23 protein-coding genes and 1 riboswitch are annotated in these 24234 nt (G+C 73.9%); of the genes, 15 read left to right on the forward strand and 8 right to left on the reverse strand.

Going from position 1 to position 24234, the window contains the following annotated elements:
* On the forward strand, positions 1–216 hold a 216-nt coding region (locus ACIP9H_RS41045; RefSeq protein WP_401964107.1), incomplete at its 5' end, for a hypothetical protein.
* Between the two features lie 447 nt (positions 217–663).
* On the opposite strand, the gene ACIP9H_RS41050 is transcribed toward ACIP9H_RS41045, so the two are convergent.
* From ACIP9H_RS41050 to ACIP9H_RS41060, 3 genes are all read right to left on the reverse strand, one after another.
* Entirely contained in the window at positions 664–1515 is an 852-nt protein-coding gene (locus tag ACIP9H_RS41050) for a DMT family transporter (protein ID WP_401964109.1), read from the reverse strand.
* 234 nt (positions 1516–1749) lie between these two features.
* Positions 1750–2115, reverse strand: a complete 366-nt coding sequence (locus tag ACIP9H_RS41055) for a hypothetical protein (RefSeq protein WP_401964111.1) — start codon at positions 2113–2115, stop codon at positions 1750–1752.
* A gap of 123 nt (positions 2116–2238) precedes the next feature.
* Positions 2239–3225 carry a hypothetical protein gene (locus ACIP9H_RS41060; protein ID WP_401590129.1) on the reverse strand — a complete coding sequence of 329 codons (987 nt, stop codon included), beginning with the start codon at positions 3223–3225 and terminating at the stop codon, positions 2239–2241.
* A 461-nt stretch (positions 3226–3686) separates the two neighbouring features.
* On the opposite strand from ACIP9H_RS41060, the gene ACIP9H_RS41065 reads away from it, so the two are divergent.
* Positions 3687–5039 carry a 6-phospho-beta-glucosidase gene (locus ACIP9H_RS41065; RefSeq protein WP_401590126.1) on the forward strand — a complete coding sequence of 451 codons (1353 nt, stop codon included), beginning with the start codon at positions 3687–3689 and terminating at the stop codon, positions 5037–5039.
* Positions 5040–5192: 153 nt separating this feature from the next.
* Complete coding sequence (locus ACIP9H_RS41070; RefSeq protein ID WP_401964113.1) at positions 5193–6500, forward strand: glycoside hydrolase family 18 protein; 1308 nt, start codon at positions 5193–5195, stop codon at positions 6498–6500.
* A gap of 72 nt (positions 6501–6572) precedes the next feature.
* Here ACIP9H_RS41070 and ACIP9H_RS41075 read toward each other — a convergent pair whose 3' ends face one another.
* Positions 6573–7232 carry a CAP domain-containing protein gene (locus ACIP9H_RS41075; RefSeq protein ID WP_401590120.1) on the reverse strand — a complete coding sequence of 220 codons (660 nt, stop codon included), beginning with the start codon at positions 7230–7232 and terminating at the stop codon, positions 6573–6575.
* Between the two features lie 448 nt (positions 7233–7680).
* Between ACIP9H_RS41075 and cobF the strand changes: the two genes are divergently transcribed.
* From cobF to ACIP9H_RS41110, 7 genes are all read left to right on the forward strand, one after another.
* Positions 7681–8436 (forward strand): precorrin-6A synthase (deacetylating), encoded by a 756-nt coding sequence (gene cobF, locus ACIP9H_RS41080; protein ID WP_401590117.1) that lies wholly within the window; start codon positions 7681–7683, stop codon positions 8434–8436.
* A gap of 461 nt (positions 8437–8897) precedes the next feature.
* Positions 8898–8983, forward strand: a riboswitch (cobalamin riboswitch).
* A 121-nt stretch (positions 8984–9104) separates the two neighbouring features.
* On the forward strand, positions 9105–10475 hold the full coding sequence (locus ACIP9H_RS41085; RefSeq protein ID WP_401590114.1) for a prenyltransferase/squalene oxidase repeat-containing protein: 1371 nt from the start codon (positions 9105–9107) through the stop codon (positions 10473–10475).
* Positions 10472–11401 (forward strand): hypothetical protein, encoded by a 930-nt coding sequence (locus ACIP9H_RS41090; protein ID WP_401590111.1) that lies wholly within the window; start codon positions 10472–10474, stop codon positions 11399–11401. The genes ACIP9H_RS41085 and ACIP9H_RS41090 overlap by 4 nt, the downstream gene beginning before the upstream one ends.
* Positions 11401–12582: an energy-coupling factor transporter transmembrane protein EcfT gene (locus ACIP9H_RS41095; protein ID WP_401590108.1), complete on the forward strand. Its 1182-nt coding sequence runs from the start codon at positions 11401–11403 to the stop codon at positions 12580–12582. Before ACIP9H_RS41090 ends, ACIP9H_RS41095 begins: the two co-directional genes overlap by 1 nt.
* Entirely contained in the window at positions 12579–14213 is a 1635-nt protein-coding gene (locus ACIP9H_RS41100; RefSeq protein ID WP_401590105.1) for an ABC transporter ATP-binding protein, read from the forward strand. Before ACIP9H_RS41095 ends, ACIP9H_RS41100 begins: the two co-directional genes overlap by 4 nt.
* Entirely contained in the window at positions 14210–15118 is a 909-nt protein-coding gene (locus ACIP9H_RS41105; protein WP_401590102.1) for an ECF transporter S component, read from the forward strand. The genes ACIP9H_RS41100 and ACIP9H_RS41105 overlap by 4 nt, the downstream gene beginning before the upstream one ends.
* 915 nt (positions 15119–16033) lie before the next feature.
* Positions 16034–16309 (forward strand): hypothetical protein, encoded by a 276-nt coding sequence (locus ACIP9H_RS41110; RefSeq protein WP_401590099.1) that lies wholly within the window; start codon positions 16034–16036, stop codon positions 16307–16309.
* Positions 16310–16338: 29 nt separating this feature from the next.
* On the opposite strand, the gene ACIP9H_RS41115 is transcribed toward ACIP9H_RS41110, so the two are convergent.
* A complete protein-coding gene (locus ACIP9H_RS41115) occupies positions 16339–16788 on the reverse strand; it encodes a hypothetical protein (RefSeq protein ID WP_401590096.1) in 450 nt (149 codons plus the stop codon).
* Positions 16789–17444: 656 nt separating this feature from the next.
* On the opposite strand from ACIP9H_RS41115, the gene ACIP9H_RS41120 reads away from it, so the two are divergent.
* The 5 genes from ACIP9H_RS41120 to ACIP9H_RS41140 all read left to right on the forward strand — a co-directional run bounded on the left by ACIP9H_RS41120 (position 17445) and on the right by ACIP9H_RS41140 (position 21947).
* Entirely contained in the window at positions 17445–17966 is a 522-nt protein-coding gene (locus tag ACIP9H_RS41120) for a hypothetical protein (protein WP_401590093.1), read from the forward strand.
* Between the two features lie 81 nt (positions 17967–18047).
* A complete protein-coding gene (locus tag ACIP9H_RS41125) occupies positions 18048–18890 on the forward strand; it encodes a DUF4097 family beta strand repeat-containing protein (protein ID WP_401590090.1) in 843 nt (280 codons plus the stop codon).
* Between the two features lie 54 nt (positions 18891–18944).
* Positions 18945–19934, forward strand: coding sequence for an ATP-binding cassette domain-containing protein (locus ACIP9H_RS41130; RefSeq protein WP_401590087.1), 990 nt, complete (start codon positions 18945–18947; stop codon positions 19932–19934).
* Complete coding sequence (locus tag ACIP9H_RS41135; RefSeq protein ID WP_401590084.1) at positions 19931–20716, forward strand: ABC transporter permease; 786 nt, start codon at positions 19931–19933, stop codon at positions 20714–20716. The genes ACIP9H_RS41130 and ACIP9H_RS41135 overlap by 4 nt, the downstream gene beginning before the upstream one ends.
* Before the next feature lie 592 nt (positions 20717–21308).
* Positions 21309–21947, forward strand: a complete 639-nt coding sequence (locus ACIP9H_RS41140; protein ID WP_401590081.1) for a nucleotidyltransferase domain-containing protein — start codon at positions 21309–21311, stop codon at positions 21945–21947.
* Between the two features lie 85 nt (positions 21948–22032).
* Here ACIP9H_RS41140 and ACIP9H_RS41145 read toward each other — a convergent pair whose 3' ends face one another.
* The 3 genes from ACIP9H_RS41145 to ACIP9H_RS41155 all read right to left on the reverse strand — a co-directional run bounded on the left by ACIP9H_RS41145 (position 22033) and on the right by ACIP9H_RS41155 (position 24080).
* Positions 22033–22539 (reverse strand): hypothetical protein, encoded by a 507-nt coding sequence (locus ACIP9H_RS41145; RefSeq protein WP_401590078.1) that lies wholly within the window; start codon positions 22537–22539, stop codon positions 22033–22035.
* Positions 22540–22604: 65 nt separating this feature from the next.
* On the reverse strand, positions 22605–23006 hold the full coding sequence (locus tag ACIP9H_RS41150) for a VOC family protein (RefSeq protein WP_401590075.1): 402 nt from the start codon (positions 23004–23006) through the stop codon (positions 22605–22607).
* A gap of 57 nt (positions 23007–23063) precedes the next feature.
* Positions 23064–24080: a hypothetical protein gene (locus tag ACIP9H_RS41155; protein ID WP_401590072.1), complete on the reverse strand. Its 1017-nt coding sequence runs from the start codon at positions 24078–24080 to the stop codon at positions 23064–23066.
* Positions 24081–24234 lie beyond the last annotated feature (154 nt).

Below are 24234 nucleotides of genomic sequence, written 5' to 3' on the forward strand. Positions count from 1 at the left end.
GGCACCACCACGACCCCCTTCGACATGGTGGTCCGCAACGACCTCGACCGCTACCGCCTCGTCATGGACGTCATCGACCGCGTCCCCGGCCTCGCGGTGCGCGCCGCCGCCGTACGGCAGCAGATGGAGGACGTACGGCTGCGGCACCACGCGTGGATCCGGGAGCACGGCGTCGACCTCCCGGAGGTCACGGACTGGACATGGCCGGGCCACTGACCGTGCCGGGGCGCGGGGTCAGGGAGGCGGGGCGGTCGCGTTCCGCTTCCCTGAATCGGGCCCCGGGCTGGGGCATTTGCCGTGTCGAGCGCGGCACCGGCCTGCGGTGCTGCCGCGGGCGTGCTGGGCGCGGCGTGGATCTGGCCGGGTCCTGACCGTCCCGGGGCCGGGCTCGGGGAAGCGGGGCGGTCGCGTTCCGCTTCCCTGAATCGGGCCCCGGGCCGGGGCGTTTGCCGTGTCGAGCGCGACACCGGCCTGCGGGGGCTGCCGCGGGCGTGCTGGGCGCGGCGTCGATCCGGCCGGGTTCTGATCCCGTCCCCGGGGCGGGTTCAGGCAGGCGGGGCGGTCGCGTTCCGCCTGCCCGAAATGGGCCTGGGCTGGGGCGTTCGCGGGTCGACGCGCGTGTGCGGGCCCCGGTCCCGCCGTCCTGGCCGCGTCACCGGCCTTTCAGGGAGGCGGGGCGGTCTGCTCCGCCTCTCCGAAGCGGGTGAGGGCTAGGGCGCCCGCGATGGACAGGGCGAAGCCCAGGACCGCCAGCGGTGCGCGGTCGTGGCGGGTGGTGTCGCCCAGCCAGACGACGCCGAAGACCGCAGGCCACAGCGACTCGGTGATCACCATGGCCGCGGTGGCGGCGGTCACCGAACCCGACTGGAGGGCGTCGACCAGGAAGACGAAGCCGGTGACGCCGGCCACGGCCACCGCGTACGCGGCCGGGTCGGTGAGGAGTTCCCGCGGCGTGAAGCCCACGAGCATCCGCACGGCCACCGCCACCACGCCGAAGCTGAGCCCGGCGACCGCGCCGAGGACGGCCGCGCGGTTGCGGGGCGCGGCGCGCTCGGTGACCCGGCCGGCGACGGCCAGCGCCAGGGCCACCACGAGGACCGCGAGCCGCAGCCGTTCGGTGCCCTCGCCGTGGCCGTCGCGTCCCGCGGAGACCGCCAGGACGACCAGGCCCAGGCACACGGCCGCGACCGCGGCCCACTCCTGGCGCCGCAACCGCACGCCCAGCAGGAGGGCCGCGGCGACCGCCGTCACGGCCAGGGAGGACGAGAGCGCCGCCTCCACCACGAACAGCGGCACCGACCGCAGCGCCACCAACTCCGCGGCGAAGCCCGCCATGTCGAGTGCTACACCGGCCACGAACGGCCATCGCCGCAGGGCCGCCACGAGCGTGCGGGCGCCCGATCCCGCGGCGCCGGGCGTCGCGGCCACGGCCCGCCGCGCGCCCATGGCCTGCAGGACCGTCGCCGTTCCCATGAACAGTGCTGCGCACAGCGCGAAGACGATTCCCGGTCCCATGCCCGGACCGTAGCCGCCCGGGGTGCCCGTGCCCGGGCACCGCCACGCGCCATCCGGCGCCGGACTGCGCGCCCGCCCCGTCCGACCGCACCGCCGGTCAGGTCCTGCCGGCCGGGCCGTTCCCCGCAGCGCCCGCGCGCCGCCCACGCGGGCGCTGCCACCCGTTCGCCGCACGGGCTGGCTCGCGCCTACCCGGCCCGGGCCCGGTGATGCCTGCACGTGCGCGCGGGGGCGTCAGGTGTCGAGGTAGCGGTGGTCGGGGCGGCCCGGCCGGATGTGCACCTCGCCGCCGCGGACCTGCCACTCGTCCATGCCGTCGACCTCATGGCTCACCAGGAACAGCCCGGTGACGTGGCACGCGTCCGTGTCGGGCGGGATTCGCGCGACGACGCGCATCATGTCCAGGACGTCGCCGAGGGCGCTCTCGCGGACGCCGGCACCGTAGAAGGCGTAGGACGTCCAGTTGTGGTGGACGGCGGGGAACCCCCAGCCGCCGACATAGGTGCGGACCACCTCGGGTGACGCGATGATCCGCTTCAGCTCGGCGAGTTGTCCGGTGTCGCACTCGACGAATCCCCGCACGCCCACGTACACGGCCACGACGGCCCCTCCCCTTGACGGCCTGTCACGCTGCGCGGCGCGACGCCGCACCGCTTCTGCGTTTCGCGGGCCGCCCCCGGGGCCCGTGCGCGAGCCGTCGTGGCCCGGGGAGATGCCGGGTGACTAACGGGTAGCGCCACGTCCCTGAGAACGGCCCTTGGCCGCACGCTGGGCGGCGCCGCCCCGGGCGACGGTGTACAGGTCGGTGGGGACCGGCCAGCCCTTCTGGCCGACGTGCTCGCCGTTGAGGGTGCGGGCCCACTTGCTGTAGTCGGTCTCCAGGCCGTTCCCGGTGATGCGGATACCGGGCGGCACCATCCGCGAGGCACCCGACGCCGGTTCGGCCACGGTGTGCCGCAGCGTGACGAATAGCGCCTGGTTCGCGGGGTGGTCGGGACCGGCGTCCAAGTGCTGGGCGATGACCTGCCGGCGTACCGGCAGCCACAGGCGGAGCGCGGACCGCGCGGAGCGGGGGAGCACGAACTCCTCCTGCACCGCGGTCGTGCGGCCGGGCAGGTTCACCGTCAGCCGGATGCGGGACTCCTCGTCGACCAGGTCCGTTGTATCGGCGCCGACCAGGCCCTCGCGGGGGACACCGGTGGCCCACAGGACCTCGAGCGCCGCGAGCATCCGCAGCCGGTACGGCTCGCGCCGGGCGGTCACCGGGGTGCTGAGGGCCCGGCGCAGCACGATGTGGCCGGTGACGTCCAGGGGCTCCTTGGTGTGCTTGGACCACGGGCGCATGCCGCGGGCCTCCCACCAGAACGGGGGCCGCCGGGCGGCGCGGTTGAGGTCCGCGATGCCGTCCATGATGTCGCGCCGGCTGGCAGCCGTGAGTTCCTTGCCGACGTCGGCGCCCCGGGTGCGGTAGAGGCCGGCCGCGATCCGGCCGAGGACGGTGTCAGGTCGCTCGGGATGGCCGAGGACGTCGTCGGCGAACAGGGTGTCCAGGCTGCGGAGCGACTCCCGGGGGACGTCGGCGGCCGCGCGTTCCAGCACGTTGGTGGCCTTCCGCAGCCGCTCCGCCCGGGACCGGGACGTGGCGATGCCCGGGTCCCCGAGGGCACGGTCCCGGGCGGAGCGGAGCTGTCGGATGGCGGGCTCGTCCATGGGAGCAGGGTAGGGGCGGGTCTGCCGGGCGTCCGGACCGGATGCCGAGCGCTTCTCGGGAGGTCGAGATCCGCGGGGCCGTTCCTGAGGGGCGCGACTGGCACGCAAGGTCGTCAGTCCGCGCCACGAGCGGTCCCGGCTGGTGCGCCTGGTCTTGGCGACCGCGCAGGTCCGGGGGCAGGGCGGGGAGCCTCCTGAGCTGGGTTTTCCGATCCGCTGGAAAAGTAATGCGAGGGTCGAGAACGACGGGGCCGGCTCCGCCTCGCGCGCGGCGCCCCGTGTCGTCACACCTTGCGCGCGCGCAAAAGCAGCCGGCTGCCCGGCCCGGGTCCCGGGATCTTGCCAACCCGTCACCCTCCGCGGCGCGACGCGTTCCGCGGGCCGTCCCCCGGTAGTGTCGGGCCGGTCGACGCGAGGACCCGGACCTCGTCCGAGGGGGCGGGGGTGGAGGATGCCGAGGTATGAAGCTCACGATTCTCGGCGGCGGCGGGTTCCGCGTTCCGCTGGTGCACCGGGCCCTGCTGCGGGACCGCGCCGAGGGCCGGGTCACGCACGTCACGCTGCACGACCTCGACGCGGAGCGCCTTGACGCCGTTGTGCGGGTGCTGCGCGAGATGTCCGAGGCCGAGGCCCCCGGAGGCGGCGGGCCCGCCCTGACCGTCACCACCGACTTGGACGAGGCCCTCACCGGGGCCGATTTCGTCTTCTCCGCGATCCGTGTCGGGGGACTGGCCGGCCGTGTCGTGGACGAGCGCGTCGCGCTGGACGAGGGGGTGCTCGGGCAGGAGACGGTGGGCGCCGGCGGCATCGCGTACGGGCTGCGCACGATCCCCGTCGCGGTCGACATCGCCCGCCGCGTCGCGCGGCTCGCGCCCGACGCCTGGGTCATCAACTTCACCAATCCCGCGGGCATGGTCACCGAGGCCATGGCGCAGCACCTGGGTGATCGTGTCATCGGTATCTGCGACTCCCCGGTGGGCCTCGGCCGGCGCGTCATCCATGCGCTCGGTGTCGATCCGGCGCGGGCCCGGCTGGAGTACGCGGGGCTGAACCACCTGGGGTGGCTGAGCGCCGTCCGGGTCGACGGTGTCGACGTGCTGCCGCGCCTGCTCGCCGACGACGCGGCGGTCGCGTCCTTCGAGGAGGGGCGGCTTTTCGGGGCGGACTGGCTGCGCGCGCTCGGCGCGGTCCCCAACGAGTACCTGCACTACTACTACTTCGAGCGGGAGGCCGTCACCGCGGCCCGCGCCGCGGAGCTGACCCGCGGTGCCTTCCTCCTGGACCAGCAGCGGAGCTTCTACGACCGTGTACGGGAGCCCGGCACGCCGCCGTTCGCGACCTGGGACGCGACCCGTCTGGAGCGCGAGGTCACCTACGGGGCGGATGTCCGTGAGGCGGCGGGCGCGGGCGAACGGGACGCCGCCGACCTGGAGTCGGGCGGGTACGAGCACGTGGCGCTCGCCCTGATGCGGGCCATCGCGCGGGACGAGCGTACGACGCTGATCCTGAACGTCCGCAATCGCGGCGTCCTGGAGTCGTTGGACGCCGACGCGGTCGTCGAGGTGCCGTGCTTCGTGGATGCCAATGGTGCCCGGCCGATCGCGGGCGACCCGCTGCCCGGTCACGCGGTGGGCCTGGTGACCGCCGTCAAGTCCGTGGAACGGGATGTGATCCTGGCCGCGGCCACCGGCGACCGCGCCGCCGCGCTGCGGGCCTTCGCCCTGCACCCGCTCGTCGATTCCGTCGCTGTCGCGGGGCGTCTGCTGCGGGGCTACCTGGACCGGGCGCCGGGGCTGGACCATCTGCGGGGCTGACGGCCCGTCGGGCGGCGACGGGTGCGGCTGACGCCCGGTCGCGGAGGGCTGGATTCCGTAATGGTGCAGACCATTGACCCCATTGGTCTAGTCCTCCTAGGGTGGCCCCGCACTCCCGCGCGTCTCCACCCGTCTCCGACCCGAGGTAACCGCATGCCCAGACAGCAGGGATCACGCGTCCGCAGAACCCTCGTCGGCCTCGTCGCCGCAGGCACCGCGCTGCTCACGGCGGGCCTGGTCACCGGCCCCGCCGCGGCCCAGCCCGCGACCGCCGCCGTGACCTCCCACGGATCCGCACACGCACAGGGCCAGGGCCAGGGGCACGGCCACCACGACAGCCACAGCCGGTCCAAAGTCGTCGGGTACTTCATCGACTGGGGCGTCTACGCCCGCAATTACCACGTCAAGGACATCGCGACCTCCGGCTCCGCGGCTCAACTGACCCACATCAACTACGCCTTCGGCAATGTGACGGACGGCAAGTGCGCCGTCGGCGACTCCTGGGCGGACTACGAGCAGCCGTACGACGCGGCGGGCAGTGTCGACGGCGTCGCCGACAGCACCGCCGAGGGCACGCTGCACGGCAACTTCGGCCAGCTGCGGAAGCTGAAGAAGCAGTACCCGGACCTCAAGATCCTCTGGTCCTTCGGCGGCTTCAGCTGGTCCGGCGGATTCGGCCAGGCCGCGGCCGACCCCAAGGCCTTCGCCGACTCCTGCTACCGGCTCGTCGAGGACCCGCGCTGGGCCGATGTCTTCGACGGCATCGACATCGACTGGGAGTACCCGGGCGCCTGCGGCTTGACCTGCGACACCAGCGCCCGTTCCGCGTATCCGCGTCTGATGCGCGCGCTCCGCGAGCGCTTCGGCCACAAGGACCTGCTGACCGCGGCCGTCACCGCCGACGCCTCGCCGGGCGGCAAGCTGGAGGCGGCCGACTACGGGGGCGCGGCGAAGTACGTCGACTGGTACAACCCGATGACCTACGACTACTTCGGCACCTGGTCGGCCACCGGCCCCACCGCCCCGCACTCGCCGCTCACCGCCTACCGCGGTATCCCGGAGCGGACCTTCAACGCCGTGGCGACCGTGGAGAAGCTCCGCCGGCTGGGCGTCCCGGCCCGCAAGCTGCTTCTCGGTGTCGGCTTCTACGGCCGCGGCTGGACCGGGGTGACGCAGTCGGCGCCCGGCGGCAGCGCCACCGGCCCGGCGCCCGGCACGTGGGAGGACGGCAGCGAGGACTACAAGGTGCTCAAGACGCGCTGCCCTGCCACCGGCACGGTCGCGGGCACGGCGTACGCCCGGTGCGGGGACGAGTGGTGGAGCTACGACACACCGCGCACCCTGCGCGGCAAGGCCGCCTGGGCCAAGGACCAGGGGCTCGGCGGTGCCTTCTTCTGGGAGCTGAGCGGGGACACCCCCGACGGTGAGCTGATCACGGCTCTGGGGCGCGGGCTGCGCTGACCGGCGCCGCGTACCGCGCGTACACGCCGAGGGGCCCGGCCGCGATCGCGGCCGGGCCCCTCGGGCGTCGTCTCAGCGGGAGGCGCCGAAGTCCTGGGTCCAGTAGCTGCCCGGCTGCGCCAGGCCGACTCCTATTTCCTTGAAGGAGCAGTCCAGTATGTTCCGCTTGTGGCCGGGGCTGTTCATCCAGCCCTTCATCACGGCGGAGGGGGAGGAGTAGCCGTACGCCACGTTCTCGCCGTAGGACCGCCAGTTGTAGCCGGCGGCGCTGATCCGGTCCGAGGGGGTGGAGCCGTCCGAGCCGGTGTGCGACATGGTGCCGGTGTCGGCCATGTCGGCGCTGTGCTCCTGGGCGGCGTCGGTCAGCTTGGCGTTGACCGTCAGCGCGGAGCATCCGGCCTTGGCGCGCTCCTGGTTGACGAGCTTGACCAGTGAGGTGAGGTTGCCGTTCAGGGTGCCGGACGGCGCGGAGCCGGGTGCCTGGGAGGGGGCGGAGGCCGGGGGTGCGGGTGCCTGGGGGGCGGAGGAGGGGGAGCCGGCCCAGTTGCCGTGCGACCACTGGCCGGCCCAGTGCCCGTTCTGCCAGTGCCCGCGGGACCAGGCGCCGTGGCGGACGTCGTGCCGGGGGCTGTCGATGGATGCCATGGCGACCGAGGGCACTCCCACGGCGGCGACGGCGAGGGCGGCGACGATGATCTTGCGATGGCGCGTCGTCCGGCGGTGGTTCGTCATTGCGTGACCTCACTCGGTGGTTCGGCGTCCGTGTTCACATCCCGCCTGAGCTGCTGTGACGCCGTGCGGGCTCGGCCATTGTGCGGACCGTCCCGAGAGCGGGGCAATGGAAGATCGTTACTACGCCGACTCGTAGCGAAGTCGATCCTTGCGCCGCAGAGCAGGGCATGCGTGTGCCCGTTCGGCGCCTTGTTGTGAAAATCTGACGTTCCTTCAGGATGCCGCCCGTGTCGGGCGGAGAGCGGGAAGCGACACGCGGATCGCGCGCAGTCCGTCCCCCTGTGCGCCAAATGTCCGATGCGGCAGAGATCGCGGGTAAATGCCGTTCGGGGTCCGTCTACTATGCGGTGCCGTAAGCGCTCGTCGCCGGGTGACGGAGTTCACAGGAGGTGCGGGAACAGGCCGGGCGGGGCGACGTCCCAGCGTCAACAGGCGGCACAATCACCCCATGCGACACATACACGTGATCGGCATCGGCGCCGGCGACCCCGACCACCTCACCCTCCAGGCGGTCAAGGCCATCGCCGGGACCGACGTCTTCCTCGTCCTGGGCAAGACCGGCGAACGCCAGGAACTGGTGCGGCTGCGCCACGGCATGCTGGAGGAGCACGCCCGCCCGGGCCACCGTGTCGTCGAGGTCCCCGACGCCGAACGCGACCGCACCGCCCCCGGCTACCCGGCCGCCGTCGAGGACTGGCGCCGCCGCCGGGCCGACGTGGTGGAACGCCTCGTCGCCGAGCAGGTCGGCCCGGAGGAGACCGCGGCCTTCCTCGTGTGGGGCGACCCGAGTCTGTACGACAGCGTCATCGCCGTCCTCGACGACGTCCGCGCCCGCCCGGACGCCACCCCCTTCACCTACGCGGTGATCCCCGGCATCAGCAGCGTCTCCGTCCTGGCCGCCCGCCACCGCACGACGCTCACCCGCGTCGGCCGCCCCCTCCAGATCACCACCGGCCGCCGGCTCGCCGAGGGCGGCATCCCCGAGGGCGTCGACGACGTCGTCGTCATGCTCGACGGCGAAGCGGCCTTCGCCGGGATCGACCCCGAGGGCGTCGCCATCCACTACGGCGCCTACCTCGGCACCGACGACGAGATCCTCGTCTCCGGCCCGCTCGCCGAGACCGCCGAACGCATCCGCGAGCTGCGGACCGAGGCGCGGGCGCGCAAGGGCTGGATCATGGACACCTACCTGCTGCGCCGCTGACCGGTTCCCCTCGGCCGGGACCACGCGTTGTCCGGGCGGCGCGGACCGTCGGCCGCGTCGGGGGGGGGAGTGCCGGCGGGGCGGACGGTGTGCTCCGGGCCGGGGGGCCTGCTGGTGCGGCTTGTGCGTTGACGGGCCCCGGCCGCGGGGCAGGCCCCGCGGGGTCCACCGCCCGGCGTGTGCCCGGTCGCCGGTGACCGCCGGATCCGCCGGACCGGTTCCGTGCCGTCACGGGGTGGGGACGGGGCGGCCGTGGAGCGCCGGCCGCCGAGCTCGAGCCCTCCCGGCGTCCACTGCCGGCACCGGCCGCCAACGTGGCCGAGGGGTCCGGGAGTTCGGCCTCCGCGAGCCGCGCGGACGGGCGTTGCCGCAGGTGACGGGCGCGTGGGCGTGGTCACACTCGCCGATGCCGCCTTGAAGCGGCGTGCCCCCGGGACGTAGCCTTCCCTGCGCCTCTGGTGGGGGAAGCCGGTCGAATTCCGGCGCTGGCCCGCAACGGTGGGCCGCGCGGCATCTCTGATGCCGTCCGCGGCGAGCCCGATGACCCGCCGGCGGCACCGGTTCTCATCCGTCGCGGTCACGGGACGAGGCCCACGGGCACGGCCGCCCGCGCACCGCGCGGCCGCTCTCCTGGGTGCGTCCCGAGGGCCGCCGTTCAGGAGGCTTCGTTGCGCATATCCGGCCGCACGGTCGCTCCCGCGCTCATCACCGCCACCCTTGTCGCCCTCCCCGCGACGCCCGCATGGGCCGAGCCGGACGCACCGGCCGTGCCGTCGGACGCCGCGGCCGCGGCCGGCTGGGCGGGCCGCCAGCTGAAGGACGGCGACCACGTCGAGGGCGACTTCGGCGCCGACGCCGGTCTGACGGCCGACGTCGTCCTGGCCCTGTCGGCCACGCGCACGGGCCGGGCCGAGACGGCCGCCGCGACCGACTGGCTGGCCGCGCACGCCGATTCCTACCTCACCGGCGACACGCCCGGCGACATCTACGCGGGCTCGCTCGCCAAGCTCGCGCTGGTGGCCGAGGCGGGCCACCGCGACCCGGGCGCGTTCGCGGGCCGCGACCTGATCGCGCAGCTCAACTCCCGTATGCAGCCCAGCGGCCGGTTCACCGACCACGCCACCTTCGGCGGCGCCGAGGTCAACGACTACTCCAACACGCTGACGCAGTCGCTGGCCCTGATCGCGCTGAAGCGGGACGGCGACGCCGTCCCCGCCCTGGCCGTGGACTTCCTCCTCGCCAACCAGTGCGCCGACGGCGGCTTCCCCGTCTTCTTCCCGGACGCCGGCGCGGAGTGCGCCTCCGACGCGGACGGCACCGGCATGGTCGTGCAGGCCCTGCTCGCCGCGGGCCAGGAGGAGGACGCCGCGGGCAAGGCACTGGACTGGCTGGAGAGCAAGCAGGGCAAGGACGGCGGCTTCGCCGGCACCGGCCCCACGGCCGTCGTGAACGCCAACTCGACCGCCCTGGCCACCCAGGCCCTGCGGGCCGGCGGGCGCGGGGCCGCGGCCGACAAGGGCGCGGGCTGGCTGCGCGCACGCCAGGTCGGCTGCGGCGGCGCGGCCGGGGACCGCGGTGCGGTGGGCTACCAGGAGGCCGCGGCGGACGGCAGCGCGCTGCGCGCCACCGTGCAGGCGGTGACGGCGCTGTCCGGGATCTCGTACGCGACGGTGGACGGCGCCGGCGCGACGGACGGACTGGCCACCCTGGACTGCTCGTCGCCGAGCCCCACCGGCAGCGGCTCCGCGACGGCCTCGCCCACCCCGACCGGTGAGCCCACGGAACCCGGCGGTTCCGCGACCCCCACCGACTCGGCGACCCCCTCCGCGTCCGACTCCGCCCCGGTCACCCCGAGCGCGGCGGCGCCGGCCTCCGACGGCTCCGCGGCAGCGGGTGGCACGGGCGGCACCGGCGGCGCGCTGGCCAGCACCGGCACCTCCGTGCTGGCCCCCGCGGCGGGCTCCGCGGCTCTCGTGGCAGCAGGTGCCGCGGTCGTGATCGCCGCACGGCGGCGCCGCTCCGCGGGAACCGGGGCGTGATCCGGCGGGTTTCGGCGGCGCTGGCGGTCTGCGCGGGCGCGGCCGCGGGGCTGCTGTGGCCCGCGGCCGCACCGGCCGCGGCGGCGGGGGGCTGCTCCGGTGTGCTGGTCGTCGTGGAGGACCGCGGTGTCCCGGACGCCCCCTACACGAGCCGGACCGGGTGCGCGCCCTCGCCGCAGAGCGGCATCCAGGCGCTCCAGCAGGCGGGTTTCTCGGTACGGCTGGGCTCCGGTCCGTACGGCGGCGGCTTCGTCTGCGCGCTGGACGGGGCCCCCGGCACGGGATGCGGGGCGGTGGACAAGGACACGTACTGGTCGTACTGGTACATGCTCCCCGGCACCAGCACCTGGGTGTACGGCGCGGCCGGACCGGCCGGCCGCACTCCCGCGAAGGGCGGCATCGACGCCTGGGTGTGGCAGGACTCCGGCGCCAACGAACCGCCGTCGCCGCGCAGCGCGGTCACGCCGAAGCCGACACCGACACCGACGCCCCGGCCGACGCGGACCACCGCGAAGCCGGGCGGCACGACGCACACACCGTCAGCCGGAGGCGCGGGCGGACCGGGCACCGGCGCTCCGGGCACCCGAGACACCACCTCGCCCCCGGCTGCCCGCCCGAGCGCGAGCGGCAAGGGCGCCACGCCGAACCCCACCGCGACCCGCGGCACCGCCGCCGCGACAAGCCCGGACCCGAGCCCGAGCCCGGGCCTGCCTGTCGGATCCCGCACCGAGCCGGCGGGCACCACGAGCAGCCCCGGCGCGGCCGCGACCGTCCGCGGGGTGCCGTCGGCCGGCGCCGCCTCCGGCGAACAGCGCTGGAACGGCTGGCCGCTGGTGGCCGGCACCCTCGCGGTCGCGGCCCTGGCCGGCGCCGCCGTCGTGCGGGCCCGCCGGCGCGACCGTACGCCGCCGGAGGTGTCGGGCTGATGCCGCGCCCCGGCGCGCGGCTGCTGCTGCCCCGCCAACTCCATCCGTTCGCGTGGTGGGCATGGGCCCTCGGGCTCGCCACCGCGGCGAGCCGCACCACCAACCTGCTGCTGCTGGCCCTCCTGGGCGCCGCGGCCGGCTACGTGGTGGCCGCCCGCCGCAGCGGCGCGCCCTGGGCGGCCGCCTACGGCGTGTTCCTGAAGCTGGCCGTCGCGGTGGTGGTGGTGCGGCTGGTGCTCCAGTCGCTGCTCGTCGGCTACGGCGGCACCACCGTGCTGCTCGACCTGCCCGCGGTCCCGCTGCCGTCCTGGATGAGCGGGGTCAGGCTCGGCGGGCCGGTGACCGCCGAAGCGGTGTACTCGGCGCTGTGCGACGGCGTGCGCCTGGGCGTCATGCTGCTGTGCTTCGGCGCCGCCAACGCGCTGGCCAGTCCCGCCCGGCTGCTGCGGGCGCTGCCGCGCGCCCTGCACGAACTCGGCGTCGCCGTCACCGTGGCGCTCAGTGCGGCGCCGCAACTGGTCGCCGCCGTCGGGCGGGTGCGCCGCGCCCGGCGGCTGCGGGCGCTGCCGGTCCGGGGGCTGCGCGGCACGCTCTCGATCGCCGCCCCCGTGCTGGAAGAGGCCCTGGACCGCGCCCTGGCCACCGCCGCCGCCCTCGACGCACGCGGGTACGGGCGGCGCGCCGCGGTGCCCGCCGGGCGCCGCGCCACCGTCCACGCGCTGCTGCTCGGCGGCCTCGCCTCCGTCGTTGTCGGCGTCTACGGACTCCTGGACTCCTCCACCACGATTCCCGTCGGCCCGCTGGGCGCGGTGACCACGGGCCGCGCCGGTCCGGTGCTGCTGGCGATTGGACTGCTCGGCTGCGTCGCCGGCATGCGGCTCGGCGGCGCCGCCGTGCAGCGCACCCGCTACCGCCCCGACCCGTGGACGCTGCCCGAGTGGGCGGCCGTCGCGAGCGGCGCCCTGGCCGCGCTCTGCTTCGTGCTCACCTCACCCGCGAGCGCGCTCGCCCCCGACCCCTGGTCCCTCCAGGCGCCGGGTCTGCCGCTGCTCGCCGCCGCCGGGGTGCTCTGCGCCCTGCTGCCCGCCCACCTGACCCCGCCACCGCCGGGCGACCACGACCGCACCCCCGTCCCCGACGGGCCGCAGCGGCCCACCGACCAGCCGAGGAAACAGCCGTGAACGCCGTCCACTGGGAGCAGGTCTCCTTCCGCTATCCGCGCGCGACCGCGCCGGTGCTCGCCGGGGTCGACCTGGCCGTGCCCGACGGGGAACTCGTGCTGGTCGTGGGGGCCACGGGCAGCGGCAAGTCCACGCTGCTGCGCACCATCAACGGGGCCGTCCCGCACGCGACCGGCGGCACGCTGTACGGCACGGTGACCACCGCGGGTCGCGACACCGCCGCGTACGCCCCGCGCGACCTCGCCGACGCCGTCGGTGTCGTGCCGCAGCGTCCCGCGGACGCCTTCGTGGCCGACACCGTCGAGGAGGAGATCGCCTACGGGCTGGAGTGCCTGGCGCTGCGCCCCGAGGCGATGCGCCGCCGGGTGGAGGAGACGCTGGACCTGCTGGGGCTGGCCGGCCTGCGGTCCCGGGCACTGGGGGCGCTCTCGGCCGGGCAGCAGCAACGGGTCGCGCTGGCCGCCGCGTTCGCGGCGCAGCCCGGGCTGCTGGTGCTGGACGAGCCGACCAGCGCCCTCGACCCGCCGGCCGCCGAGGAGGTGCTCGCCGCCCTGACCCGCCTCGTGCACGACCTCGGTACGACGGTGCTGCTCGCCGAGCACCGGCTGGAGCGGGTGGCGCAGTACGCGGACGCCGCGCTGCTGGTGCCCGGCGGTGGCGAGCCGGTGCGCTACGGCCCGACGGCGGACGTCCTGGCCGACGCGCCCGTGGCACCGCCCGTCGTCGAACTGTCCCGGCTGCTGGGCTGGCGGCCCGTCGCGCTGAGCGTGCGCGACGCCCGACGCAAGGCCGCCGGCCATGCGCTGCTCGCGGCGGCGCCCGTGCCGCGCGCCACGCCGGCGCAGGGCGAGCCGGTCGCCTCGCTGCGCGGGCTGGTGGCGCACCACGGACCGGTGCCCGCACTGCGCGGGGTCGACCTCACCCTCCACGAGGGCCGGATCACCGCGCTCATGGGCCGCAACGGGGCCGGCAAGTCCACCCTTCTGTCGTGCCTGGCCGGGCTGCACCGTCCCACCGCGGGCGAGGTGCGGGTGGGCGGCGAGAACCCCCTGAAGCTGAAACGCCGTCAGATCGCGGCGGCCGTCGGCATGGTCCCCTCGGACCCCGGCGACCTGCTGCTCACCGACCGCGTCGACCGCGAGTGCGCGAGCGCCGACCGCGAGGCCGGCGCCCTGCCCGGCACCACGGCCGCGCTGCTGGAGCGACTGGTGCCGGGCATCGACCCGCAGGCCCACCCGCGCGCCCTCTCCAGCGGCCAGCGGCTCGCCCTCGCGCTGGCCGTGCTCCTCGCCCGCCGCCCGAAACTGCTGCTGCTCGACGAGCCGACCCGCGGCCTGGACTACCCCGCCAAGGCCCGCGCCACCGCGATCCTGCGCCAACTGGCCGCCGAGGGGCACGCGGTGCTGCTGGTCACCCATGATGTGGAACTCGCCGCCGCGGCGGCCGACCGCGTCGCGGTCCTCGCCGACGGCGAGATCGTCGCCGACGAGGACGCCGTCGCGGCACTGGCCGCCTCGCCCGCCTTCGCCCCGCAGACCGCCAAGATCCTCGCGCCGGCGCCGCTGCTCACCGTCGACGAGGCCCGCGCTGCGCTCCAGGCGCTCGGCAGGGCTCAGGGGAGCCCGGCATGACCGGCGCGCCGACGCCCCCCGACGGCGGGCACGTCCTGCACCTGGCTGCCCGCACCCCCGGCCTGCCGCGCATCGGCCCGCGCTCCGCGGTCGCCCTCGTCCTGGTCTCGCTCGTCGGCCTCGCCGGCTTCGGCTGGCCCTTCCTCGCCGACGCGTCCTCCCCGGTCGCCCACGGCCAGGACGCCCCCTGGATGTTCGCCGCGCTCACCGCGCTGATCCTCGGCGTGGTCGTCAGCGCCCTGCTGGACGGCACCGCCGACGCGAAGTCCGTGGCCCTGCTGGGCGTGCTGTCCGCCGTGGGCGCCGCGCTGCGCCCGCTCGGCGCGGGCACCGCGGGCCTGGAGCCGATGTTCGTCGTCTTCCTGCTCGGCGGCCGGGTCATGGGCCCCGCCTTCGGCTTCGCCCTGGGCAGCACCGCTATGTTCGCCTCCGCCCTGCTCACCGCGGGCATCGGGCCCTGGCTGCCGTTCCAGATGCTCGCCGCCTCCTGGGTGGGACTGGGCGCCGGGCTGCTGCCGCGCCGGGTCACCGGCCGCCCGGAGATCGCCCTGCTGGTCGGCTACGCACTGGTCGGCGGCATCCTGTACGGCGTCGTGATGAACCTGTGGTTCTGGCCGGCCGGCCTCGTCGACCCGGCCGCCGCCACCGCGTACGACCCGCACGCCGGCGCCCTGGACAACCTGCGCCGCTACGCGGGCTTCTACCTCACCACCTCGCTCGGCTGGGACCTGCCGCGCGGCGTCCTCAACGCCCTGCTGGTGCTGCTGGCCGGACCCCGGCTGCTCGCGGCGCTGCGCTCCGCGACGGACCGGGCCGCGTTCGGGGCGCCCATCCGCGTGCTGCGGCCCCGCGAGGACGGGCTCCCCACCGCCGGGACGGACGGCGGTGCACCGGAGCGGAGCTGACGCATCATCAGTGCGGCCCGTCCGTGAACGCCGGGCCGGTGACGTGCCGCCCACGCGCCGCGTGTGGACCGCGTCGGGTGCCGCCGCCGTCCTGGGGACCGCAGCGGGCTACGCCGTGCAGTTCCTCAATTGAGAGCCGCCGCGGAAATGATCACTTGCCGCCCGACTTGATCCACCGCCACGCGAAGGTGCAGACCACGAAGGGCGCGACAACCATCGTCAACATCCACAGGCCCACACTTGCGGGCGAGTAAATGTAGTACTGCCACCGCTGTGGCAGAAACAGAGGCTCCAGCAACGACGCGACCAGGGCGGCCCACGTCGCAAGCACGGTTAGTGCCATCCGTGCCGCCAACACCGTTACAGCCCCCCGCGACCGCTCAAGCCCCTGACACCGAACCCTAGGGCTGGACCCCCAGCAGCCCGCAACGCCCCTGTACGGCTCGTCATGGTCGCACGGGGGGCGCCTTTCGTCGTCTTGGTCACACTCCGGATGACACCGGCCGCACATGCTGATGTCGGGCAGTTCGAGGGCAAGTTCGAACTCCGCACGGCTCAGCCACGCGCCGCCAGGGATCGAGCAGTCGGCCCGATGCAGTACGCCGCGCCCCGGCCGGTCTCCTCCCGGATCGGGCGCTCCGCATCCGCCGGCCTCGCCCCGCACGATGCTCGTCGGGCGACGTCGTCGAGGCCGCTGCCTGGCGGCCAAGGTCTGCGTCGCCGTCGGGACGGTCGGCCGTAGCGGTGACCGCGCCGCCACGGGTGCCCCCACCTGCGCGATCTTGCGGTCAACCGCGTCGAGCTGGAGTTGCAGGTAGGCCACGCGCAGACGTGTGCCGGGTGCGCGGACGACGACTGCCGGGTCGGCGCCGGCCTCCGCCGGATCCGGCGCGAGGCGCGCGGGCGGGTGCGGCAGTGACCACCATCGACGACACGCCGCTCCGGGGCACCGGGATCTGCGGTTCGTGCGGCCACCACACGAACGACGGCGCGATTCACCTGATCGAATCCGGATCGCGGCCGGGCGGCCGTGTGCTGGTGTGCGCCGACTTCATCGTGTGCCGTAAGAGGCAAAAGGACCGGCGGGAAGCGGCCATCCGCAGACTTGTAGTGCCAATCCGGACGACAGGGCCCCCGTCGGTTGCCGATCCGTCGGGGGCCCTGTTCGTGCACCCAATCAGTCGCGAGTGACTGGTTGAGGTCATGCAGTCGGCATGCGGTCAGGCGTGGCCCTGGTATGCGAGGCTGCAGTGCTCCGAGAGCCCCTGGACCGCACAGAGTTGCATGAAGACCAAGGTGCCTTCGTCCAGATTCCCGCTGTTCCAGCCACTGGTGTACTTGGCGTCGTGCCCACGCGTGGTGGCGGAGCGTCCCGTCGACGGGTCGACCATGCGCGCCTCCATGCCGAACCCGTCGCCAAGCCAGTCCGACACTCGAAACGCGTCGCCAGGGTTGTCATCTACGGGATCGGCGTTCCACTCCATGAGTCCCGCATAGGTGCCGTTGTTGTAGGCGGCGATGGTGAAGCTTCCAGAGGAGCTGACCGCGCTCTTGGAGAAGGTGAAGTTGGCCGCCGCCGCGTTGGTCGCTCCGAGGGTGAGAGAGGTACCGCCAACGAGGGCAGTAGCCGCCAGAAGCGTGACAACGCGGTTCCTCAGCTTCGTTTTCATGGAGTTGTCCTAAAGTTTGTTCCAATGTCGCTCAGTTGACCGACGATCATGAACTCTTCAACGGGTGCGGTCAATCTCTCGATGAGTATCTGGCTGGAACCAATCCGTCGTCGGCGGGCGAGTCACCTGTTTCGCGCGTCCTGTCCAGTGGCGGGGTGCCGGAGTATTTGAGCGATGCCCCGGGTGAACGTCCCCTTGCCTCGTGATCCACACCCCGGACACGGGCGGGGGTGCCGGGTACCCCGGATCGCGTCGGCACGGGCCTGTTCCAGCTTGCCGACCGTGTTGCGTCGCGGCGCGCGGGCTCGCGGCACGCGCGCCCATGTCGGCAGCGGATGGGGCTCTCGGGACTCCTGGAAGTCCTGGGGTGCGCGCACTCGGCGTCGCAGGGGCGGCGTCCGGGCCTGGGGTCCGCGCCGGGCGCACGAACGGGTACGCGGTGGACGTGGGATGACGGCGCACGCCCACCGGAGCGTTGTGGTGCCACGATGGCGCCACCGCCGGCACCAGAGCGGCCGATGGCCTCGGTGGTGCCGTGTTGGCGCATCTTGATGTCGGGCCGTTTGTGCAGGTCAGAGGCATGGTTGCCCACATCTCGACCGGCGGCACCTTTTGGGGCCTTGTATGTGGCACCACAGTGGTGCCATGATGGCGTCATGGACCTCACGCCCTATGTCGACAACCTCCGCCGCGAACTCGCGGTGGCCGCCGAGGCCGGCGGCGAAGAAGCCCGCGAGCTGGCCGAGCGGCTCACCGCCCCGCTGGAGTCGGCGACCCGCCTGACCATGCTCAACGTGCTCTCCGCCGCGATGGACGAGATCACCCGTGAACTCGCCCCCGGCTCGGTCGACGTACGGCTGCGGGGGCTCGACCCCGACTTCGTGGTGACGCCACCGCCGCGCGACGAGGTCTACGAGGACAGGAGCGGCTCCGCAGAGCCACTCATGGCACCGCCCCCGGCACCGGGCGACGCCGACGAGGGCGCCACCGCCCGCGTCAACCTGCGTCTTCCGGCTCACCTCAAGGTGCGCGCCGAGGAGGCCGCGAACCGCGAGGGCCTGTCGGTCAACGCCTGGCTGGTGCGCGCCGTGTCGGCCGCGGCCGACGGCGGGCCACGGCAGCGTCCGGCGGAGAAGACCCGGACCGTCGGTCAGAGCTTCACGGGCTGGGTGCGCTGACCGCACCACGCCCGCACCACGCCACCCACACCCCGTCCCACCGGCGGGGATGCCCCGAGGACTCACGAGGACGGTACAGCCATGCCTTCTTTCGACACTCCCGAACCGATCTCGGTGACCGCCCATGTCGGCGCCGGCGCCGTCTCGTTCACCGCGGGCGACCGCGCCGAGACCGTGGTCGAGGTGCGGCCCCTCGACCCGAAGCGGGACAAGGACGTGCGGGCCGCCGAGCAGACCGAGGTCGGCTACGCGAGCGGCGTCCTGACCGTCAGGACGAAGGAGCGCCGCCTCATCGGGCCGAGCGGCGCCGTCGACGTGACGGTGGAGCTGCCCGCCGGCTCCCGCCTGGACGTGACCGGCTCCTGGACCCAGGTGCTGGGCGAGGGCCGGTTCGGCGAGGTCCGGGTCAAGTCCTCCTCGGGTGACGTCCGCTTCGACACGACCGGGCCGCTCCAGCTGACCGTCTCCCACGGCTCGATCACCGTCGACCGCGTCGAGGGCACGGCCGAGATCACCACCAGCTCCGGCAATCTGCGCGTCGGTACCGTCGACGGCCCCGCCGTCCTGAAGAACTCCCACGGCAGCACGACCGTCGGTGCCGCGATCGGCGACCTGCGCGTGAGCGGCGCCAACGGCAACATCGACATCACGCGCGTCGAGGGCTCGGTCACCGCCACCACCGCCCACGGCACGCTGCGCGTCGCCGAGGCCGCCCGCGGAACGGTCCAGTTGGAGACCTCCTACGGTGCCATCGAGATCGGCATCCGGGAGGGCACCGCCGCCTGGCTCGACGCCAGCTCCGAGCGCGGGCGGGTGCGCAACCAGCTCGCCGACGCCGAACCGCCGCAGCAGACCGAGGACACCGTCGAAGTCCGCGCCAGGACGCGCTGGGGCAACATCGATGTCCGCCGCGCCCGGGCGTGAGCCCCGAACCCGCCGACCACCCCCGCCACTTCACTCCTCGAAAGGGAGGACTCCATGCCCTCATCTGTCATGCCCACGCCTAAAAGTGGGACACCCGCGGCCGTCTCCGTCGTCGGACTGCGCAAGTCCTACGGTGACAAGACCGTCCTGGACGGCATCGACCTGCGGATCCCCACCGGGACCGTGTTCGCACTGCTCGGCCCGAACGGCGCCGGCAAGACGACCACCGTGCAGATCCTCTCCACCCTCGTCTCCGCCGACGGCGGGCAGGCCCAGGTCGCGGGCCACGACCTGGCCGACGACCCGCAGGGGGTGCGCGCCGCCATCGGCGTCACCGGGCAGTTCTCCGCTGTCGACGGTCTGATCACCGGCGAGGAGAACATGCTCCTCATGGCGGACCTGCACCACCTGCCCAAGCAGGAGGGCCGCCGCACCGCCGCCGAACTGCTGGAGCGCTTCGACCTCACCGAGGCGGCCAAGAAGCCCGCCTCCACCTACTCCGGCGGCATGAAGCGCCGCCTCGACCTCGCCATGACCCTGGTCGGCAACCCGCGGATCATCTTCCTCGACGAGCCGACCACGGGACTGGACCCCCGCTCCCGGCACAACATGTGGCAGATCATCAGGGAACTGGTCACCGGCGGCGTCACCGTCCTCCTCACCACCCAGTACCTCGAGGAGGCCGACGAACTCGCCGACCGCATCGCCGTGCTCCACAACGGCCGGATCGCCGCCGAGGGCACCGCCGAAGAACTCAAGCGCCTCATCCCCGGCGGCCACGTCCGGCTCCGCTTCACCGACCCCGCCACCTACTTCGGCGCCGCCTCCGCACTGGCCCGGGCCACCCGGGACGACGAAGCCCTCACGCTCCAGATCCCCAGCGACGGCAGCCAGCGCGACCTGCGCACCCTCCTCGACGAACTCGACACCGCCGGCATCGAGGCCGACGAACTGACCGTGCACACCCCCGACCTCGACGACGTCTTCTTCGCCCTCACCGACACCGACACCGTCCCCGCCCAGACCAAGGAGACCGTCCGATGAGCTCCCTGCCCCTCGCCGTCCGCGACTCCACCACGATGCTGCGCCGCAACCTCCTGCACGCCCGGCGCTACCCGTCCCTCACCCTGAACCTGCTGCTGACCCCGATCGTCCTGCTGCTGCTGTTCGTCTACATCTTCGGCGACGTGATGAGCGCGGGCATGGGCGACGGGGGTGCCGACCGCTCCCAGTACATCGCGTACCTCGTGCCGGGCATCTTGATGATGACCATCGGCGGCACCGTCGTCGGGACCGCGGTGTCGGTCTCCAACGACATGACCGAGGGCATCATCGCCCGCTTCCGCACGATGGCGATCCACCGCGGCTCCGTCCTCATCGGGCACGTCATCGGCAGCGTCCTGCAGTCCATCGCCAGCGTGGTCCTCGTCGGCGCCGTCGCCGTCGCGATCGGCTTCCGCTCCACCGACGCCACCCCCCTGGAATGGCTCGCCGCCCTGGGACTCATGGCGCTGGTCGCCCTGGCCCTCACCTGGATCGCCGTCGGCATGGGCATGGTCAGCCCCAACGCCGAGGCCGCCAGCAACAACGCACTGCCGCTGATCGTCCTGCCCCTGATCTCCAGCGCCTTCGTCCCGATCGACTCCATGCCCGGCTGGTTCCAGCCGATCGCGCAGTACCAGCCGTTCACGCCGGCCATCGAGACGCTGCGCGGGCTGCTGCTCGGGACGGAGATCGGCAACAACGGGTGGCTGGCGGTCGGTTGGTGTGTGGCGCTCGCCGCGCTGGGCTACGCCTGGTCCAAGTCCCTCTTCAACCGCTCGTAGCCTCTCCCCGCCTGTGTGCCCTGTGAAGTCAGCTACCCCGGCGCCCGCTGTATGGGCGCCGGGGTAGCGGCCTCCGCGGCTGCCATTCCGGACAGCACATCTAGGTGCCTCAGGCACTGTCGGCTGCGTGCCCCGGGTTGTGCACCCAAATATCCTCCACAGTCCAGAACGCCACCCTCCCCCAGCTACCGCTGGGAGGTGCCCCCACCTCCCCCCGCCCCCTCCGCGCCTGATCCCCGGTGGGTGGGCATGGACGGCACCGTGCTCGGGCACCCGTAGGCGCCGCGCTGTCCAAGTGCGCAGCCGTCGCCGCCAACAGTCACCCCCACCGGCCGTAAGTCGCCCCAACGACCCCGGGAGGGGGTGCGCCGGGGTCCGCCCGCAGGGGACGAGCGGAGACCGCGTGGTCGATGCCGAACGATGTAGGGGTAAACCGCGAGCGCCGAGGACGGACTCCGGAGCGGCGCCGACCCCCACGACGCACGCAGCGCGGGGCCCGCACTTACCGCGCCGGGCACTCGGGCGGGAGGGCGGGGAAAAACGGGTCAGGCGCGCGGAGCGCGCGCCGCGACCGCGGCGGTACGTTGTCACGATGACCGAATCTCTGCCGCCCGGCGGCGCGGTACTCGACGCGGACGAACTGGAGGCCCGGTGGGCGGACGCCTGGCGTCCGGAACGCGTCGCGGAGCGGTTGGACGGGATCGGACTGCCGTGGTGCGTCGCGGCGGGATGGGCCCTTGATCTGTTCCGCGGGAAGCAGTCGCGGCCGCACGGCGATCTGGAGATCTCGGTGCCCGCGGCGGGGTTCCCGGAGATTCGCCGGCGTTTCCCCGAGTTCACTTTTCACGCCGTGGGTTCGGGGCGGGTCTGGTCGGGGGCGGGAGCCGAGGAGTTGGCGGCCACGCATCAGACCTGGCTTCGGGATCCGGTGAGCGGTCAGTTCCTCTTCGACGTCTTCCGGGAGCCGCACGAGGGCATGACGTGGATCTTCCGGCGGGACGAGAGGCTGCGCCTGCCGTACGACATGCTCATTGAGCGAACGGCCGACGGGGTCCCGTTCCTGGTGCCGGAGTTGGTGCTGCTGTTCAAGGCGAGGACGCCACGGCCCAAGGACCAGGCGGACTTCGACGGGGTGCTGCCGCTGCTGGGGCGGGCGCGACGGGATGTGCTCAGCGGCTGGCTGGATCTCGTGCACCCCGGGCATCCGTGGCTGGCCGACCTGGCGCGCTGATGGGGCAGGCCCGCGAGGCAGCGGATCCGGCTGCAACCCGCGGACGCTCCGAGTCCGGGGAGGCGCTGTGCCGGGGCGCCACGCTTCAGCACGCCGGAGCCGTCGCGGTGAAGATCAACTCCGTGTCCGCGTTCGTCGCCTCCTGGAGGCTGTACGAGACCGTCGCGCTCCAGCCGTCCTTCCCGAAGATCGTGTTCGCGTACGCCTCGTTGTCCTTGTGACGCAGTGTGGTCCAGCCCTTCCGGGTCAGGGCCGCCTCGATGGCCGCGTACGCCCGGGCGCCGGGCGCGGTGTCCGCGGACCAGGTGATCATGCACTCCGCGCTCGGCCGGTAGGAGCCGCCGGAGAACGAAAACCCCATGATGAAGCCGGTGGCCTCGTGGACACCGGCCTCCGCCGCGGCCGAGTGCAGTTCCCTGTCCACGGCCGCCCGACTCATCGGAACCGCCTTGGCGGCGGTGTCACTCCCCGGGCCCGCGGCGTACGCGGCGAGCACGCTGACGGCCGCGGCCGTCAGCTTCGCGCGCGCCGCTTTCCGGCGCGGTGCCGTTCCGGCGGGGACCGTTGGAGGGGGAAGGTTCGTCTCCTGCACGGCGGACACCCTTCCACACCCCCCGCAGACAGCCACCCCCGGCCCGAGGGCGGGGAAAGGCGGCGTCAGGACCACCCACGGGAGGAAAGCACCAGCCGGTACCCCTCAGGGTCGCGGACCGTGACGCCCCAGGCGTCCCAGTACGGGTTGTGCGCCGGCACCCGTACACCTCCGTGCGCTTCGAGGCGGGCCACGAGCTCCTCGGGAACCTCCTCCTCGAGGTAGACGACGAGGAGGTCCTCGACGGTCGGTGAGGGCTCGGGGACGTCCGGGCCCTGGACGAGTTCGAGGTGCCAGTGCGCGCCGGGCCAGCCGGCCATGAGCAGGGAGTGCTCACCCGGTGTGCCGTCGCCCTCGTGCCGGAAGAGCACGCTGAGGCCGAGCCCGTCGATCCAGAACCGCTCGGCGGCGGCGAGGTCGCGCACGGGGCGCGCGATGCGCAGGTGCGCGTTGGCGTCGGCGGGCACGGGCGGCTCCTCGCGTCGGGGGGATGTGCGCGGGGAGCCTACCCGTGCCGCGCCGTCTCAGATCGCCGGGGCAGTCCGCCGCAGCGGCAGCCGCCGTACCGCGTCCCGGAGCCTGGGCCGCAGGGTCACGAGCACCGCCGCGCCCCCCGCCCACAGCGCAAGCGTCGCCAGCGGCGTGAGCGCGTGGGCCCCGTCGAAGTACGTGAGGTCCGTGACCGCCCGTACGGCCGCACCCGGGGGCAGGGCCGCCGAGAGAGCGCGGCCCGCGCCGGGCAGCAGGTCGGGGCCGATCGTCGCGCCGCTGGTGGAGTTGCCGATGGTGAGCAGCAGGAGCGTCGCGACGGGCACACCCAGCGGCCCGAGGTACGTGCCCAGCAGTTTCGTCGTGAACGCCGCGGCCGCGGACAGCAGGGCCAGGGTGAAGGCCAGCGGCAGGAACGGCGCGGGGACGGCGCCGAGGAGGGGACCGGCGATGAAGGCGGCGAGCAGGCCGGAGACCGCGGAGAAGCCCGCGATGAGGGTCAGCCGGTGGCGCAGGTGGAGGAGTTGGCCGAGGCCCAGCGCGTTCTGGGCGAGGACGAAGCCCGCGAGGGACACGCCGAAGGAGACGTAGAAGCCCGCGAGGCCGCGGGCGTCGTACTGGTCGAGCGGTACGACGTCGCGGACGCTGACGTCCTTCCCGGCCCCGTGGCCGTAGGCCGTGACGAGGTTCTTGACCGCGGTGGTGGTCGACAGGCCGTTCGCGCCGGCGACGTCGAGCCGCAGCCTGTCGCCGTGGTCGGTGGCGCTGAGCGCCGCGACGACGTCGTGCCGCTCCAGCGCCAGGCGGGCGTCGGCGGTCGAGGCGGCGGGGCGGACGTCGACCGCGTCGCCGAGCCCCTGCTGGAGGCGGTCGGCCAGCAGGGTGCCGGAGACGGAGATCGGCAGCCGGTGCGGCTGGGGGTCGCGCTGCACCCCGATGTAGCAGCTGATGAAGGCCGAGACGATGACGAGGCCGATCAGGGCGGGCTGCAGCCAGGCCCTGACCGGAACGGCGCTCCTGCGGTGCGCGGCCTCGTGAGGGGTGGGGTGCACGAAGGGTCTCCAGATGTCCGGGGCGGTGAGGTCGGGGGCCCGGCGGCGCTGCCGGTACTGGACGTGGCGGCCTAATGTGACCGGTCGTCTTGGACAGGATAAGCGACCCGCCCGCCGTGAACATTCCCCGGAGCCGGTGTGAGACGACCGGTCA

Origin of the sequence: Streptomyces sp. NPDC088732, assembly GCF_044751205.1 — a bacterium.
Taxonomy (GTDB): Bacteria; Actinomycetota; Actinomycetes; order Streptomycetales; family Streptomycetaceae; genus Actinacidiphila.